The organism is Streptomyces sp. PL-29, assembly GCF_058344425.1.
This window is the reverse complement of sequence record NZ_CP136996.1, coordinates 3,889,185-3,903,928: the sequence shown is the minus strand read 5'-3', so window position 1 is coordinate 3,903,928 and position 14,744 is coordinate 3,889,185. Positions and strand designations below refer to the sequence as shown.

Below are 14,744 nucleotides of genomic sequence, written 5' to 3'. Positions count from 1 at the left end.
GGGAAGACCTCAATGTCCGTGCTCAGCTGGCATAAGTCGTCCTACTGCGGCACCGGCGAAGCCTGCGTCCACGTAGCGGCGGCCGCCCGCGACGGGGCCGTGAGGGTGGCCGGCAGCGACGCCCCCGGCGAGGACCACCTCATCGTCTCGCCGGCCGCCTGGTCCGCCTTCCTCCGAGCGGTCAAAGCCGCGCCGGGGGTGCGGGAGGGCGGGCGGCGGTAGCCGGCGAGCGTGCGAGAAGGGCCGGGCTCCGGCACCGCGAAGCCCGGCTGACGTACTCCGCACCGGCGGCCCGTACAGTTTCGGGCGCATCCGGGGAACGAGGAAAGCAGGACGTGCACGTGGGAACACAGGACCGCAGGCCGGGACACCGTCTGCGCGTGGCAGCGGTGGCACTGCTGGCGCTGGGCGGGGTCGTGGGCGGTGTCGGGGGCCTCGGCGGATACTTCTTCATACCGACCAGGGTCATTCCGTCGGACCACATGCGGCCTACCCATCCGGCAGGCGGATCGATGGACTTCAACACGCTCGCCACCGGTGTGGACCGCGGCGATGTGGTGCTCTTCGACGCCGCGGCCTGGGGCGAACGGCATCTGTCGATCGAACGCGTGATCGCGGTGGGCGGCGACCGCATCGCCTACACCCCCGGGGAGCGGACACTGACCCTGAACGGGAAGCCGCTGGACGAGCCCTACGTCCTGAACGGCGATCCGGTGGCGGGATCGCCCGGCGCGTTCGACGTCACCGTGCCCGAGGGCCGTCTCTTCCTCCTGGGCGACAACCGCGGCAACTCCGCCGACTCCCGGTACCGGTCCGAGGCGTCGGAGGGAGGCACGGTTCCCCGGGAGGCGGTGAGGGCCACGTTCATCGACGAGGGCGCCCTGCTGGTCGTCGGCCTCCGGTCAGCCGCGCTCGCAGGCGCCGGGGTGCTGTTCGCGGGTGCGGGGCTCGGCCTCGCCGCACGGCGGTCGCGCCGCAGGGCGACGGTTGCGCCACCGACCGCGGAAGCGGTGCCGGGAGTCTGAGGTCCGGGCACGGCGGCGGCTCCGGCGGGGCGGGTAGGACGCGCCGGCGCCGCCGACGGAGAGCCTGACCGCTCCGATCGCCACCGCGGAGACACCGCCCCCGCGGCTCAGCACGGGTGCGGGCGGCTCAGCATCCGCCGCAGGGCGGCCCGCCAGGGGTGGCGGGCCTCGCCGCCGTCCAGGACGGCCCGGAACTGCTGGTAGGAGCGGGCCGCGCGAACGACGGCGACATCGTCGCGCCCCGGCGGCGGGGGCATGGGGGTGCCGTGCTGGGACGCGCGGTAGGTGTCGATGAGGTACTGCTCTATCGCTGTCATGACTCCACCCTCACCCCGTCGGCCCCGTCGCGCACGACGGTTGACGGTCCACGTCAATCGTCCGGCCGCCGGGGCCCGCGGGGCGGCCGTGGGGCGGTCCTCCCGGCGCCCGCGATCACTCGTCCGGCGGCCGCGCCGAGGCCATGGCGGCCACCCGTACGGAGGCGCCGGGACGCCGGGGCGGACTTCCCCGCCGTGCGGACACGGACAGAATGGCCCGATGAGCGTCACCATCGACATCGCCGGGCTCCCCCACGAGCGGATCACCTTCGCGCCCTCCCCGCTGGCCGAGCTCAGCATGGCCCTGCACGCTCTCTCCCAGCCGTCGCACCACCCGCGGCTCGCCTCCTGGACCGCCGCCACCTCCGCCTCGCTCGATCCGTGCCTCGCGGACCGTCTGCTGGAGGCCGACTTCCTGTGGCGCACCTGCTTCTCCGACATCTTCATGGCCTTCGCCGGGATCCCCGGCGAGTCCGGGCGCCCGGCGGCGACGCTGGCCGAAGAGCTCGACGTACTCGACCGGCTGGACGACGAGCGGTTCGTGGGGGCCGCCCTGGAGCACTGCCATCCGGCGCTCTACAACGCGGGCGGCGGGCCCTCGCCGCTGGAGAACCCGGCGGCCCGCGCCAGGGCGCTGGAGGCGGCCGCCGCCCGCGGCCCGCGCCAGCTGGACTTCTCCGTACGGCTGCTGGATGACACCGCGGCCGTGCGGACGTGGCTCAGGCGGCTCCTGGAGGACTGCGACGAAGCGTTCTTCGCCCGGACGTGGGAGCGTCTGGAGCCCGGCCAGAGCGCCGACGCCCGGCACAAGGCCGAGCTGCTGCGCCGCAAGGGCCTGCCGGCCGCGCTGAAGGACGTCTCTGCGGCCCTGAGCATCGACGAGGGCCTCACCACCATCACCGCCGACAAGATGGTCCACGGGACGACCACGGCCACCGATCCCCGAATAGGCAGCGGCCTCGTCCTCGTGCCGACCAACTTCGGGTGGCCGCACCTGCTGGTGCTGCACGCACCGCGGTGGCGGCCGGTGGTCCACTACCCGCTGGACACCCATGGGCCGACCGCCGAGCCGGGCTCGGTGGAACTGCTCCAGCGGCGGATGGAGGCACTGGCGCACCCGATGCGGATGATGCTGTGCCGGAGTCTGGCCCGGGCCCCGTTCACGACGAGCGAGCTGGCGAAGGTGTACGGGATCACTCCGCCGGAGGTGTCGCGGCACCTGGCCGTCCTGAAAAGGGCCGGTCTGATGCATACACGGAGGCAGGGCCGATATGCCCAGCACCAGTTGGATCTGAGCGCTGTTGCGCGCATCGGTTCCGACTTCATCGAGGGCATCCTCCGATAGCCCGTCCGACAGGGCCAACCGGCAGGTGGATGGCTGGATTTGACCGGCCCAGAGTCACCGATATACGGAATTCATGAACCGAAATCAGCGAAAACTCTGGCCATGATGGCCACTTGCTGTCTAACGTGCGCTCACTGTTCCCCCACGTAACGCGCACCGCGTCCGCAGAACCGGTCCGCCGTGCTCCGCCGCGCTGTGCCCTGCTCCGCCTGCACTGCTCCGCCTGCCCTGCTCGCCTGTCGTGGAAGGATCTTCATGCCCTCACGCCGTATAGCCGCAGCAACCGCCGCCCTGGCAGCCGCGGCGCTCGTCTCGCCCCTGCTGCTCGCCGGACCGGCCGGTGCCACCGGGAGCCCGCGGAGCGACGCCGCCAAGGCGGACGCGCTGGCCCGGAAGCTGGTCAAGGACGCGACCGGCAAGGGAGCCTTCAACCACCTCAGGGTCCTGCAGTCGATCGCCGACTACAACAACGGCAACCGGGCGGCCGGTTCCAAGGGCCACGAGCAGTCGGCCAAGTACGTCGAGGCCGTGATGAAGGCGGCCGGCTACAAGGTCACGCGCAACGCGTTCGACTTCGTGTACGTCGAGACCCTCGCCGAGAAGCTCACGGTGAACGGCGCCACCGGGCGTGACGTCCCGATGCACCTGATGACGTACACGACGAGCACCCCCGAGGGCGGCGTGACGGCCGAGGTCGCCGTCGCCCCGGTCGACGCGGACGGGACGAACGGCTGCGAGCCGGGCGACTTCGCCGCCGGCGGCTTCACCGGCAAGATCGCCCTGATCAAGCGCGGCGGCTGCACCTTCGCGGCCAAGCAGGCCAACGCCGCCGCGGCCGGCGCGGTCGGCGCGGTCGTCTACAACAACACCGCGGGCGCCCTGAACGGCACCCTGGGCGACCCCACCGTCGGCAAGGTCCCGACCGGTGGCATCACCCAGGAAGACGGCGAGAAGCTGGCCGCCGAGGCCGCCGCCGGTCCGGTCGAGATCACCCTCGACATCCGCGAGCTCCGCGAGAACCGGACGACGTTCAACGTCATCGCCGAGACCAGGGGCGGCGACGAGAACAACACCGTCTTCCTCGGCGCGCACCTCGACTCGGTCGCGGCCGGCCCCGGCATCAACGACAACGGATCCGGCTCGGCCGGCATCCTCCAGGTCGCCCAGCGGCTCGCGAGCGAGCAGAAGAAGATCAAGAACAAGGTCAAGTTCGCCTGGTGGTCCGCGGAGGAGTTCGGCCTGCTCGGCTCGGAGGCGTACGTCGCCGGCCTGACGGACGAGCAGAAGAAGCAGATCAGGCTCTACCTCAACTTCGACATGATCGCCTCGCCGAACGCGGCGTACTTCGTGTACGACGGCGACGACTCCGACGGCGTCGGCGCGGGCCCCGGCCCGGAGGGCTCCGCCCAGTTGGAGAAGGGGATCACCGACTTCCTCGACTCCAAGAACATCCCGCACGCGGGCACGGACTTCTCCGGCCGCTCGGACTACGGCCCGTTCATCGAGGTCGGCATCCCGTCCGGCGGCACCTTCACCGGTGCCGAGGGCATCAAGACGCCGGAGGAGGCCGCGAAGTTCGGCGGTCAGGCCGGTGTCGCCTACGACGTGAACTACCACGGCAAGGGTGACGACATCACCAACATCGACCAGAAGGCGCTCGACATCAACGTCGACGTCATCGCGGACGCGGTCGGCCACTACGCCTACGACCTCGCCCCGCTGTCGAAGCCGGTCGTCTCGCAGCCGACCCCCGGCGGCAGCGGCGGTGGCGGCGGTCTGCACACCGGCCACGACGCGGTCGAGCAGTAGGAACCCACGCCGAAGGGGCGCGATCCCGCGGGGATCGCGCCCCTTCGGCGTGGGCCGGTCAGTCCGGTGCGGGCCACGCCCGCACCGCCACCGGCTGGACCAGCCAGCCGAAAGCGCCCAGGCCGGACCGGGAGGTGAGCTCCGCCGCCTCACCGGCCGAGGCCAGGGCCCGTACGTAGGCCGCCGGGTCGGAGGAGGCCAGGGCCAGCGGGGGCCGGGCGCCCGAGACCCCGAGGGCGGTCAGGGCCTCGCGCTGGGTCAGCAGGACCGCTCCCGGTCCGGCGCAGGCGTCCAGCGCCACGTGGGCGGTGATGTCGCAGCCGCCGCCCGGAACCGGTGCGACCTCCCGGCCTCCCCGGAAGCCCGTCAGGGTGCCGAACGGGGGCCTCGCCCGCCGGGTGTGGGCGTAGTCCACCGCCACCGCCAGGCCCCGCTCCAGGTTCCCGGTGGCCGCCGCCCAGGCCTCGTCGCGCGGGCGGCCGATCTCCACCCGGCCGCCGCCCGGCCACCACCGCGCCAGCCAGGCCCGGTCGGCGTCCTCCAGCGGGCCGCCCCGGCTCTCCGTGCCGTCCGGCGCGACCAGGACGTAGTGCCCGTCCTCGGCGACGTCGAGCGGGACGTTGTCCAGCCATTCGTTGGCGAAGAGCAGCCCGGTTACCCCCCGGGGCACCTCGCCGGTCCAGCGGATCCGCGCGTCGAGCCCCTCGGGCCGCTCCGCGCGCTCCACCGCGTACGGGCGCACGCGGGCCGCCGTCTCCGGGTCCAGCGCGGCGAGCACGCCGGTCAGCAGCTCGGCCCGCCCGGCCCCCACGTCGACGAGGTCGAGCTCCCGCGGGTGGCCGAGCTCCGCATCCACCCATCGCAGCAACCGGGCCACGGCGCCCGCGTACAGCGGGGAGGCGTGCACGGAGGTCCGGAAGTGGCCGGCCGGGCCGGGTCCGGCGGGGCGGACGTAGAAACCGCCGGGACCATAGAGCGCGGCCTCCATCGCGCTGCGCCACCGGACCGACGCTGCGGGTTCACCAGGAGTGCTCATCACCGAAGGCTATGCGCACCCTCCACCTTGGGGAGTACGCCCCCGCTGTCAGGTTCGGACCTCTGGTTGACTCCAGCACCTATCACCGTTCCCTACGCTGGGTTACGTGCAGCGCCTCTACGACTTCCTCCGCAGACACCCGACGGGCGTCGACAGCTTCTGGGCTGTGCTCTTCTTCGGGGTCTCGATGCTGAACGTCACGGGCGAGCCCGACATCAGCCGGACCCTGAAGATCACCGCCGTGCCGGTGGTGATCGCGCTGAGCACGGCCCTGGCTCTGCGCCGCAGGTGGACGCAGGCGATGTTCTGGCTCACCCTCGGGGCGGGCCTGCTCCAGCTGGTCGTGGGGATCGTCGCGGGGTTCTACGACATCGCCATGTTCGTGATCCTCTACACGGTGGCGGCGAGCGAGGTCCCGCGCTGGGTCTCGCGCACGGCGCTGGGCTGGGGGCTGGTGGCCGCGCCGCTCTACTTCCTGCGGTACGGCGTGGACAAGGGCGCCAACGACGTCGACAACCTCCTCTTCGCCATCTTCATGATCGTCCCGTTCGTCCTGGCCTGGGTGCTGGGCGACTCGCTGCGCACCCGGCGGGCCTATTACGCCCAGCTGGTCGAGCGCAACCAGCGGCTGGAGAAGGAGCGCGAGGCGCAGTCCAAGGTGGCCGTGGCCGCCGAGCGCGCCCGGATCGCCCGCGAACTGCACGATGTCGTCGCGCACAACGTCTCGGTGATGGTGGTCCAAGCGGACGGTGCCGCCTACGTCATGGACGTGGCTCCCGAGCAGGCCAAGGAGGCCCTCCAGACCATCTCCGGCACCGGCCGGCAGGCCCTGGCCGAGATGCGCCGGCTGCTCGGCGTCCTGCGCACCGGCGAGCCGCAGGAGTCCGAGGACTACGTGCCGCAGCCGGACGTGGAGCAGATCGAGGTCCTGGTCGAGCAGGTGCGGGCGGCCGGGCTCACGGTGGACTTCGCGGTCGAGGGCGCCCCGCGGCCGCTGCCCAGCGGCGTCGAGCTGACGGCGTACCGGATCGTGCAGGAAGCCCTGACCAACACCCGCAAGCACGGCGGACCCGACGCGAAGGCCAGCGTCCGGCTGGTCTACTTCGACGACGGGCTCGGCCTGCTCGTCGAGGACGACGGCCGCGGCGCGGCCCACGAGCTGTACGAGGACGGCGGCGCGGACGGCGCCGGGCACGGGCTGATCGGCATGCGCGAGCGGATCGGTATGGTCGGCGGAACCCTGGACGCGGGGCCGCGGCCCGGTGGCGGCTTCCGGATCAGCGCACTGCTGCCCCTGAAGAAGAGATGACGAGGACGAGGTAACTGATGTCCATCCGAGTGATGCTGGTCGACGACCAGGTCCTGCTGCGCACCGGCTTCCGCATGGTGCTCGCGGCCCAGCCGGACATGGAGGTCGTCGCCGAGGCGGGTGACGGCCTGGAGGCACTGGAGGTGCTGCGGGCCACGAAGGTGGACGTGGTGCTGATGGACGTCCGCATGCCGCGACTCGACGGCGTCGAGGCGACGCGGCGGATCTGTGAGCCGGCGGAGCACCCGAAGGTGATCATCCTGACCACCTTCGACCTGGACGAGTACGCCTTCTCGGGCCTGAAGGCGGGTGCGAGCGGCTTCATGCTGAAGGACGTGCCGCCGGCCGAACTGCTGGGCGCCATCCGCTCGGTGCACAGCGGGGACGCGGTCGTGGCCCCGTCCACGACACGGCGCCTGCTGGACCGGTTCGCGCCGATGCTGCCGACGACGGCGCAGGAGCCGGAGAACAAGGAGATCGAGCGGCTGACGGAGCGCGAACGCGAGGTCATGCTGCTGGTGGCGCAGGGGCTGTCGAACGGCGAGATCGCGGCGCGGCTGGTGCTGTCGGAGGCGACGGTCAAGACGCACGTGGGCCGCATCCTGACCAAGCTGAGCCTGCGCGACCGGGTCCAGGTGGTGGTCCTGGCCTACGAGACGGGCCTGGTCCGCGCGGGCGGCGGGGCCGGGTAGCCGTGCCCGCCGCCCGGCCCGGCCCGGGCAGTCGGCCCGGCCGGGGCAGTCGGCCCGCCGCGGGCGGTCAGCTGCCGGGGTCGACCGGCCGCTTGTAGTAGCGCCACGGAAACCACCCCGCACCAACCGGAATCCATCCTTCGGACTCCATCCGCCGGTGCCGCGCGGCGGACGGGAGCGTGATCCGGCAGTGCTCCCAGGGCTGCCCGGAGGCCTCCACCTCGTGGAAGAAGGGGCCGTAGCCCACCATGTGCCAGCCGTCGCGGCCGGCCTCTTCCAGGGCGGCCATCTCGTTGAACGCGGACAGCCCGCCGAGCGTGCGGCGCTCCGGGCCGTCCGGCCCGGAGCCGGCCGGCGGCGTGGGGTGCGCGACCGCGCCCTTGCCCGCGAAGCGCTGCTGGGCGGCCTGGCGGCTCACGCCGAGGACGCGGCCCACCGCGTCCCAGCTGTGACCGGCGGCCCTGGCGCCCTGAACGGCCTCGCGCAGCAGCCGGCTCGCCTCCTCGGCGCCGACGCGGGAGGCGTCCACCAGGCGCAGGTACCCGTGGGGGTCGTGCTCCAGCGAGTCGGCCAGCCCGTCGGGGGCGCCGAGGACGGCTGCGGCGATCGCCTCCCGGATCCGGTCCGTCTCCTCCGGGCGGAGCAGCGGTTCTTCGCTCATCGGCGCGGTCCGGCCAGCGGTTCGAGGGCGTCGAGGACGGCCTCGTCGCGACGCGCCCGCTCGGCGCGGGCCGCCGCCGACCGGGCGGCCAGGGCACCCGTGCAGGCGATGAGCGCCAGGCCCGCCGTCATCAGGACGACGTCGGTGGCGGCGGCGAACCGGGCCCCGAGCATCGTCGTCGCGGCCGGCAGGCTGACGACGAGGGGCAGCACGGCGGCCATCAGCGCGGTGGCGGGAAAGGGGTCCTGGCGCGGGGCCTTCGGTCGCGGAATCAACATGCGTCAAGGAAACCTTGACATGATCGACTTGTCAAGGATTCATTGACACTTGGGTCCGGTGGCGACGAGCGGCGGTTCAGGCGTCCGGCCCGGCCCCCGTCATCCAGCGGTCCGGGCGGGCGTGGGCCCGGGAGGTACGGGAGCGGGCCGCCTGGTCGTACAGGAGCCGAGCGGCCTCGGAAGCCGACCGGAGCCGGGCGGTGACCGTACCGTTCGCTCCGGTGTCCACATGGATGTCGGCGACGCCGCAGGCGCGGGCCCACGGACCCTGAGAGAAGCGGACACTCTGCACCTTGGCGTGCGGGACGATCTCCGTACGCCGGCACAGGCGGCCGTGCCGGGCGGCGAACACCTCCGGGGAGAGCGCCAGGGCGTACCCCTTCCACCACACCGGCACCACCCAGCGCGACCCCGCGTCCGGGGAGCCCGAGAAGGACAGACCCGCCAGGTCCACCCCGGGCAGGACCCGGGCGATCACGGCGTACGCGGCGGCCCGGGAGGCCACCGGCACCAGGACGTCGTTCTTCGACCCGGCCACGGCGAGCTCCACACGGACCCGGCCGCTGCGCCGCCACAGCAGCGGCTCCACGATCCGTACGGTCTGCACGCGCCCGGGCGGCACCGTCTCATGGGCCCGGTCCAGCATCCCGTGGTCCAGGCGCAGCCCGTCCGGGGACTCGGCCACCCGCCAGTCGTATTCGGTGAGGAAGCGGCCGGCGGTGGCCGCCCAGACACCGCCCAGCATCGGCAGCAGGGTGACGACGGCCGCCCACGGGCTGGAGCTGATCCACCACACGAAGAACGGTGCCACGATCCCGCCGGCGAGTGCGGCCCAGACGCCGAGGCTGAGCGCCAGCGACACGGCGAGCTCACGCGGGGTCACCCGCAGCAGTTCGCGTTGCGGAGCCTCACCGAGACGTACGGCCTCCTCGGGCGCGAAGCCGGCGGCGCGGGCCAGGAGCTCGGCGCGCAGGGCGACGGCCTCCCGCTCGCCGAGGAAGGCCAACTGGTCCTTCTCCTCGGCGCCGATCAGGTCGAGACGCAGGCTCGCGACGCCGGTCAGCCGGGCCAGCAGCGGGCGGGTGACGTCCACGGCCTGGAGCCGGTCCAGCCGGATGTGGGCGGTGCGGCGGAAGAGCAGCCCGGTGCGGATGCGCAGTTCGGTGTCGGTCACCGCGTAGTGGGTGAACCACCAGCTCAGGAAGCCGTACACACCGAACGTCAGGACCACGCCCACCAGCGTCACCAGCCGCAGGAGGGTGGACAGGTCCGCCACCCAGCGCACCGCCCGGTCGCCCTGCTGGGCGAGGACGCCGACGGTCGCGGCGATCGGCACCCAGGCGCGGCGCAGCGGCGTGAAGGGGTGCAGCCGGCGCTCGCCCGCCGGCCCGCCGGGTGCGGACCCGGCGGAGCCCGCCGGAGGGGAGCCGACGGGGCCGGGCCGACCGGCGCTCACAGGCCCGCCGACCTTGCCTCGCCGAGGGCGGCGAGCCGGTCGCGCAACCGCTCCGCCTCGGCCGGCGCCAGCCCCGGGATCCGGGCGTCGCTGGCCGCCGCCGCCGTGTGCAGCTGGACGGAGGCCAGGCCGAAGCGCCGCTCCAGCGGGCCGGAGGTGACCTCGACCAGCTGCATCCGGCCGTACGGGACCACGGTCTGCTCCCGCCACAGCACTCCGCGGCTGATCAGCAGGTCGTCGGCGCGCTCCGCGTACCGCCAGGACCTCCAGTTGCGGCCGATGAGCACCCAGCCCCAAGCCCCCACGGCGAGCCAGAACACCCCGACCGCCGCCCACGCCGGGCCCACCAGCAGGCCGAGCAGCAGCCCGGTCGCCACCGCCAACAGGACAGTCCAGCCCACGAGCAGCGTCCGCCGCAGGGTGAGCAGCCCACCCGGCAGCCCGACCCAGCCGGGCTCGCCCGTCTCCCCCTCAGTCCCCGTATCCATCCCCCCACCTTAGGGTCACGGCGTGACGGCCAGGCAGGGCCCACCGTGCCCGGCCTGGTCACCACGCCACCACCCGCGGCTGAGACAATGCCCGCATGACGGAGACCACGGTCGGCATCGGCGGAGCGGCGGAGAGCACCGACATGGTGCTCAACATCGGCCCCCAGCACCCTTCCACGCACGGCGTGCTGCGCCTGCGCCTCGTCCTGGACGGCGAGCGGATCGCCAGCGCCGAGCCGGTGGTCGGCTATATGCACCGCGGCGCCGAGAAGCTCTTCGAGGCCCGTGACTACCGGCAGATCGTCATGCTCGCGAACCGCCACGACTGGCTGTCCGCCTTCTCCAACGAGCTCGGCGTGGTCATGGCGGTCGAGCGGATGCTCGGCATGGAGGTCCCCGAGCGGGCCGTGTGGATGCGGACCCTGCTGGCCGAGCTGAACCGGGTCCTGAACCACCTGATGTTCCTCGGCTCCTACCCGCTCGAACTGGGCGGGATCACCCCGATCTTCCACGCGTTCCGCGAGCGCGAGGAGCTCCAAGCCGTCATGGAGGAGATCTCCGGCGGCCGCATGCACTACATGTTCAACCGCGTGGGCGGCCTCAAGGAGGACCTCCCCGCGGGCTGGCTCGGCCGGGCCCGCGCCGCGATCGCCGACGTCCGCACCCGGATGGACGTCTACGACAAGCTGGTCCGCGGGAACGAGATCTTCCGCGGTCGTACCCGCGGCGTCGGGGTGCTGTCCGCCGAGGCGGTGCACGCGTACGGCGTCTCCGGACCGATCGCCCGCGCCTCCGGCGTCGACTTCGACCTGCGCCGCGACGAGCCGTACCTGGCCTACGGTGACCTCCAGGACGTCCTGAAGGTGGTCACCCGCACCGAGGGCGACTGCCTGGCCCGCTTCGAGTGCCTGCTGGAGCAGACCCACAACTCCCTCGACCTCGCCGTGGCCTGCCTGGACCGGATGGACGCCCTCCCGCCGGGTCCGGTCAACCAGCGCCTGCCCAAGGTCCTGAAGGCGCCCGAGGGGCACACCTACGCCTGGACCGAGAACCCGCTGGGCATCAACGGCTACTACCTGGTCTCGAAGGGCGAGAAGACCCCCTACCGGCTGAAGCTGCGCAGCGCCTCCTACAACAACATCCAGGCCCTGGCCGTGCTGCTGCCGGGACAACTGGTCGCGGACATGGTGTCGATCCTGGGCTCGCTGTTCTTCGTGGTCGGCGACATCGACAAGTAGCCGAGGCCCGCAGCGCGGCCGCCCGGGGGGGGCGAGAGCCGCCCCCTCCGCGCCCGGCCCGGCCGCCCGGGGCCTGCGGGCCCGGGCGGCGCGGGACCGGGCGGCGCGGGACCGGGCGGCGCGGCACCGATGTCGGTGCGGCAGGGCACACTGGGCGGCATGTCCCACTCCCCCCGCCGGTCCTGCCCCGCCTGCGGCCGCGACTGCGCCGTCACCGCGGGCCGCATCGCCCGCCACGACCCGCCCGGCGCCCGCGGCGAGCTGGTGTCCTGCCCCGGATCCCGGGCCCAGGTGGTGCTCGGCGCCTCCGCACCGACGCTGGACGGCTTCGTGCTGCCCGAAGTGCCGGGGCAGCTCCCGCTGTTCTGAGGCGACGGCCGGCCCGGAACGGCCGCCGTGCGCCCCACCTCAGCCCTCCGTCGCGGCCAGCAGGCCGATCAGCCGCGAGCTGCTCTCGGCCCCGAAGCCCGCGTCGACCCCGCGGCGGTACAGCTCCGCGTGCGCGGCCAGGATGGCGGTGTCCACGCCCGAGTCGGCCGCGGTGTGCAGGATGTGCTCGACGCTGGCCGCGCACATCGTCAGGCGCTGGTCCTCGCCGCGGTGGTCATCGGCGTCCACGAGCGCGGCGCTCTCGGTGTAGAAGCCGCGCATGGTGTCGGCGGTGTAGCCCGCGTACGGCAGGATGTCCGACGCCGTCAGGCCGTTGGCGCGGGCCACCGCGACCGCCTGGTACCAGCCCGTGTAGGCGGTCCAGAAGAGGATCATGTTGAGCTGGTAGTAGAGCTGCGCGTAGCCGGGGTCGGCGCCGCGGTAGTCGGTGGCGGCGAGCAGGTCGAGCGCGGCGCGGTGCTCGTCGTAGACCTCGCGGGGGCCGCTGATGAAGATCGAGGACCCTTCCCGGCCGATGCCGGTGGGCGGCACGTTGACCCCGCCGGTGAGGTAGGCGGCCCCGCGCTCCCCGGCCCATCGCGCAGCCGCACGGGCCTTGTCCGGGAGATCGGAGGAAAGGTTGGCGATGACGCGGCCGGCGAGGTCGGTGTCGCCCAACGCGGCGTACATCGCCTCCACGTCGATCAGGCTGAGCACCACCAGCGGGCTCGCGGTGACGGCCTCGGAGATGTCCGCAGCGCTGCGCGCGCCGCGGGCGACGAGGTCGGCGTCCTTGCCGGCACTGCGGTTCCACACGGTGACCTCGTAGCCGGCGTCGAGGTAGGCGGCGGCCATGGCCCGGCCCATGGGACCCAGACCGACGACGGTGACCTTGGTGTTTTCCACGGAGCTCTCCCCCGGAAGAAGAAACTAGAACGAACGCTCTATCTAGCGCTCGGAACGACCGTAGCATGAGCTAGAACGAACGCTCTATCCACTTTCCCGGGTAGGATCCGGCCATGGCAGCGACAGGGACGACGACAGAGCCGGGAACGCGCGAGCGGCTGGTCCGCACCGCCTCCCGCCTCATGCAGCACGGCGGGTACGAGAACACCCCGGTCAAACAGCTCGTCCGCGAGGCGAAGGCCACCCTGGGCTCGCTGTACCACTTCTTCCCCGGCGGCAAGCAGGAGCTCGCGGTGGCCGCGATCCACTTCGGCAACGAGGAGTTCGCCGGGCTCCTGCGCGCGGGGCTCGCCGCCCGCCCGGACCCGGCCGAAGCGGTCGAGGCGGTCACCGGCCTGCTCGCGGAGGCCCTGGAGGCGTCCGACTGGCGCGACGGCTGCCCGGTGACGGCCACCGCCCTGGAGACCGTCGGCCGGCTCCCCGATCTACAGGCGGCCTGCGCGCGGGCCTTCGCCGACTGGCAGGACCTGGTCGCCGCGAAGCTCCTGGCGTCCGGCTACCCGGAGGAAGAGGCGCGCGATCTGGCGATCACCGTGATCAACACCCTGGAGGGCGCGGAGATGACCGCACAGGTCACCCGCAGCCGGACCCCGCTCCTGGTGGCGGGCCGGCACCTGGCCCGGCTGGTGGCCTCGTACGGGCCCTGACCGGGGAGGAGAGGGGGTCAACCCCTCAGGAGATGGCGGTGCGCAGCCGGACCACGTCGATCGGCTCGGTCTCGTCGTGGGCCGTCAGGTCGATGACCTGGCCCACCGAGCGGGTCTCGTCGGTCGGCGGCTTGAACTCCGGTCCGGCCGACTCATCGGCGGACTCCGCCTTGTGCACGGCCAGCGCCTCGGCTCCCACCACGTCGGCCAGGTCCTCGCTCTGGACCGCCTCGATCGCCGCACGGGCCTGCGCCGCGTTCTTGGTCCCGAAGAAGTCGAAGCCGCCCTCGACCCGGGAGGCGGTACGCCGCTGGGCCGCGTAGGGGGCCACTGCGGCCGCGGGACGGCGGGCCGGTACCGAGGTGGCGGCGGTGGCCGCCGGCGGCGGGGCCGTGGGCAGTTCACGCGCGGCCCGCGCCGTGGGCAGCGCCCGCTCCTGGGCCTTGCGGGCCAGCGCCACCATGGCCGCGTGGGCCCGGGCATAGCCGACGGAGGTGGGCGCGCCCGCGGAGGTGCGCTCCTCGGAGACGGCCGGAAGCTGCTTCTGGTCGGCCGGGGCCGTGGGCGAGGACGCCTCGATCTCCAGCAGCCGGCCCTTCTCCAGGGCGCTGGCGCGCTCCGTCTCGGCCGTCGCGTACCGGCGCAGCAGGGCCGCGTGCTCGCCCCGCAGGCCGGCGAGTTCGACGCGCTTGGCCCGCAGCTTGGCGTCGAGCCGGGCCCGCAGCATCCGGGCCTCTTCGAGGTCGGACTCCAGCTCGGCTATCCGCTCGTCCGTGCGCCACTCGTCCTTGACCCGCTCGCGGGCGAGCTCCGCGACCCGGCGGCCCGCCGCCCGGTCCCAGGCTCGCATCACGACGGCGCCGGCGATCCCGGCGGCCGCGGCGAGGGTCGCGAGCAGCCTCAGCGTGGTGGCGTCGACGGGGCCGGCCAGCAGCCAGGCGGCGCCGGCGCTGGCGACGGACACACCGGCGACGGCCGTCGGCGTGAGCAGCCGGTGCAGGGGTTCGGGATTGCGGTGGCGTCCACGGGGCATGGCCTGAAATTTACAGGGCGTAGAGGTCGTGTGGGGTACCCACCCGGCAATCTGTTCCCGGGTAGTTACCCCACA

The 14,744-nt window shown here is 73.2% G+C and carries 17 protein-coding genes; 9 read left to right on the top strand and 8 right to left on the bottom strand.

The window, feature by feature from the left end:
- Nucleotides 1–12: 12 nt before the first annotated feature.
- Both R4Z63_RS17900 and lepB read left to right on the top strand, forming a co-directional pair.
- The gene (locus R4Z63_RS17900) at nucleotides 13–222 is read left to right on the top strand and encodes a DUF397 domain-containing protein (protein ID WP_037921191.1); all 210 of its coding nucleotides are present in this window, start codon (nucleotides 13–15) and stop codon (nucleotides 220–222) included.
- Nucleotides 223–380: 158 nt separating this feature from the next.
- Nucleotides 381–1,025: a signal peptidase I gene (lepB, locus tag R4Z63_RS17895; RefSeq protein ID WP_384455463.1), complete on the top strand. Its 645-nt coding sequence runs from the start codon at nucleotides 381–383 to the stop codon at nucleotides 1,023–1,025.
- Nucleotides 1,026–1,132: 107 nt separating this feature from the next.
- Here the strand turns inward: lepB and R4Z63_RS17890 are convergent, their stop codons facing one another.
- Nucleotides 1,133–1,342, bottom strand: a complete 210-nt coding sequence (locus R4Z63_RS17890) for a hypothetical protein (protein ID WP_037921189.1) — start codon at nucleotides 1,340–1,342, stop codon at nucleotides 1,133–1,135.
- A gap of 220 nt (nucleotides 1,343–1,562) precedes the next feature.
- Between R4Z63_RS17890 and R4Z63_RS17885 the strand changes: the two genes are divergently transcribed.
- Nucleotides 1,563–2,687 (top strand): DUF5937 family protein, encoded by a 1,125-nt coding sequence (locus R4Z63_RS17885; RefSeq protein WP_037921186.1) that lies wholly within the window; start codon nucleotides 1,563–1,565, stop codon nucleotides 2,685–2,687.
- 255 nt (nucleotides 2,688–2,942) lie between these two features.
- Complete coding sequence (locus R4Z63_RS17880) at nucleotides 2,943–4,496, top strand: M28 family metallopeptidase (RefSeq protein WP_384455459.1); 1,554 nt, start codon at nucleotides 2,943–2,945, stop codon at nucleotides 4,494–4,496.
- 58 nt (nucleotides 4,497–4,554) lie between these two features.
- Here R4Z63_RS17880 and R4Z63_RS17875 read toward each other — a convergent pair whose 3' ends face one another.
- Nucleotides 4,555–5,532 carry an SAM-dependent methyltransferase gene (locus R4Z63_RS17875; protein WP_384682709.1) on the bottom strand — a complete coding sequence of 326 codons (978 nt, stop codon included), beginning with the start codon at nucleotides 5,530–5,532 and terminating at the stop codon, nucleotides 4,555–4,557.
- A 106-nt stretch (nucleotides 5,533–5,638) separates the two neighbouring features.
- On the opposite strand from R4Z63_RS17875, the gene R4Z63_RS17870 reads away from it, so the two are divergent.
- Together R4Z63_RS17870 and R4Z63_RS17865 are read left to right on the top strand one after the other, a co-directional pair.
- The gene (locus R4Z63_RS17870; RefSeq protein ID WP_384447469.1) at nucleotides 5,639–6,841 is read left to right on the top strand and encodes a sensor histidine kinase; all 1,203 of its coding nucleotides are present in this window, start codon (nucleotides 5,639–5,641) and stop codon (nucleotides 6,839–6,841) included.
- Nucleotides 6,842–6,858: 17 nt separating this feature from the next.
- Nucleotides 6,859–7,533, top strand: a complete 675-nt coding sequence (locus R4Z63_RS17865; RefSeq protein ID WP_037921177.1) for a response regulator transcription factor — start codon at nucleotides 6,859–6,861, stop codon at nucleotides 7,531–7,533.
- Nucleotides 7,534–7,600: 67 nt separating this feature from the next.
- Here R4Z63_RS17865 and R4Z63_RS17860 read toward each other — a convergent pair whose 3' ends face one another.
- The 4 genes from R4Z63_RS17860 to R4Z63_RS17845 form a co-directional block, all read right to left on the bottom strand.
- Nucleotides 7,601–8,194 carry a hypothetical protein gene (locus R4Z63_RS17860; protein WP_384447464.1) on the bottom strand — a complete coding sequence of 198 codons (594 nt, stop codon included), beginning with the start codon at nucleotides 8,192–8,194 and terminating at the stop codon, nucleotides 7,601–7,603.
- Nucleotides 8,191–8,472 (bottom strand): hypothetical protein, encoded by a 282-nt coding sequence (locus tag R4Z63_RS17855; RefSeq protein WP_384447461.1) that lies wholly within the window; start codon nucleotides 8,470–8,472, stop codon nucleotides 8,191–8,193. The genes R4Z63_RS17860 and R4Z63_RS17855 overlap by 4 nt, the downstream gene beginning before the upstream one ends.
- Before the next feature lie 76 nt (nucleotides 8,473–8,548).
- The gene (locus tag R4Z63_RS17850; protein ID WP_384447458.1) at nucleotides 8,549–9,928 is read right to left on the bottom strand and encodes a PH domain-containing protein; all 1,380 of its coding nucleotides are present in this window, start codon (nucleotides 9,926–9,928) and stop codon (nucleotides 8,549–8,551) included.
- Entirely contained in the window at nucleotides 9,925–10,416 is a 492-nt protein-coding gene (locus tag R4Z63_RS17845) for a PH domain-containing protein (RefSeq protein WP_384447455.1), read from the bottom strand. Before R4Z63_RS17845 ends, R4Z63_RS17850 begins: the two co-directional genes overlap by 4 nt.
- A 95-nt stretch (nucleotides 10,417–10,511) precedes the next feature.
- Between R4Z63_RS17845 and R4Z63_RS17840 the strand changes: the two genes are divergently transcribed.
- Together R4Z63_RS17840 and R4Z63_RS17835 are read left to right on the top strand one after the other, a co-directional pair.
- Entirely contained in the window at nucleotides 10,512–11,654 is a 1,143-nt protein-coding gene (locus tag R4Z63_RS17840; RefSeq protein ID WP_384447452.1) for an NADH-quinone oxidoreductase subunit D, read from the top strand.
- Between the two features lie 159 nt (nucleotides 11,655–11,813).
- Entirely contained in the window at nucleotides 11,814–12,023 is a 210-nt protein-coding gene (locus tag R4Z63_RS17835) for a hypothetical protein (protein WP_037921587.1), read from the top strand.
- A gap of 39 nt (nucleotides 12,024–12,062) precedes the next feature.
- Here R4Z63_RS17835 and R4Z63_RS17830 read toward each other — a convergent pair whose 3' ends face one another.
- Complete coding sequence (locus tag R4Z63_RS17830) at nucleotides 12,063–12,929, bottom strand: NAD(P)-dependent oxidoreductase (RefSeq protein WP_384447448.1); 867 nt, start codon at nucleotides 12,927–12,929, stop codon at nucleotides 12,063–12,065.
- A gap of 113 nt (nucleotides 12,930–13,042) precedes the next feature.
- Here R4Z63_RS17830 and R4Z63_RS17825 point away from each other — a divergent pair, with 113 nt between their 5' ends.
- On the top strand, nucleotides 13,043–13,636 hold the full coding sequence (locus tag R4Z63_RS17825; RefSeq protein ID WP_384447445.1) for a TetR/AcrR family transcriptional regulator: 594 nt from the start codon (nucleotides 13,043–13,045) through the stop codon (nucleotides 13,634–13,636).
- Nucleotides 13,637–13,661: 25 nt separating this feature from the next.
- Here the strand turns inward: R4Z63_RS17825 and R4Z63_RS17820 are convergent, their stop codons facing one another.
- Nucleotides 13,662–14,669 (bottom strand): hypothetical protein, encoded by a 1,008-nt coding sequence (locus R4Z63_RS17820; protein ID WP_384447442.1) that lies wholly within the window; start codon nucleotides 14,667–14,669, stop codon nucleotides 13,662–13,664.
- Nucleotides 14,670–14,744: the final 75 nt, after the last annotated feature.

Coding starts and splice junctions, on each gene's coding strand:
- R4Z63_RS17860 (WP_384447464.1), bottom strand. CDS start 8,194: ATGAGCGAAGAACCGCTGCTCCGCCCGGAGGAGACGGACCGGATCCGG.
- R4Z63_RS17820 (WP_384447442.1), bottom strand. CDS start 14,669: ATGCCCCGTGGACGCCACCGCAATCCCGAACCCCTGCACCGGCTGCTC.
- R4Z63_RS17825 (WP_384447445.1), top strand. CDS start 13,043: ATGGCAGCGACAGGGACGACGACAGAGCCGGGAACGCGCGAGCGGCTG.
- R4Z63_RS17900 (WP_037921191.1), top strand. CDS start 13: ATGTCCGTGCTCAGCTGGCATAAGTCGTCCTACTGCGGCACCGGCGAA.
- R4Z63_RS17840 (WP_384447452.1), top strand. CDS start 10,512: ATGACGGAGACCACGGTCGGCATCGGCGGAGCGGCGGAGAGCACCGAC.
- R4Z63_RS17865 (WP_037921177.1), top strand. CDS start 6,859: ATGTCCATCCGAGTGATGCTGGTCGACGACCAGGTCCTGCTGCGCACC.
- R4Z63_RS17845 (WP_384447455.1), bottom strand. CDS start 10,416: ATGGATACGGGGACTGAGGGGGAGACGGGCGAGCCCGGCTGGGTCGGG.
- R4Z63_RS17875 (WP_384682709.1), bottom strand. CDS start 5,532: ATGAGCACTCCTGGTGAACCCGCAGCGTCGGTCCGGTGGCGCAGCGCG.
- R4Z63_RS17885 (WP_037921186.1), top strand. CDS start 1,563: ATGAGCGTCACCATCGACATCGCCGGGCTCCCCCACGAGCGGATCACC.
- R4Z63_RS17890 (WP_037921189.1), bottom strand. CDS start 1,342: ATGACAGCGATAGAGCAGTACCTCATCGACACCTACCGCGCGTCCCAG.
- R4Z63_RS17835 (WP_037921587.1), top strand. CDS start 11,814: ATGTCCCACTCCCCCCGCCGGTCCTGCCCCGCCTGCGGCCGCGACTGC.
- R4Z63_RS17880 (WP_384455459.1), top strand. CDS start 2,943: ATGCCCTCACGCCGTATAGCCGCAGCAACCGCCGCCCTGGCAGCCGCG.
- R4Z63_RS17855 (WP_384447461.1), bottom strand. CDS start 8,472: ATGTTGATTCCGCGACCGAAGGCCCCGCGCCAGGACCCCTTTCCCGCC.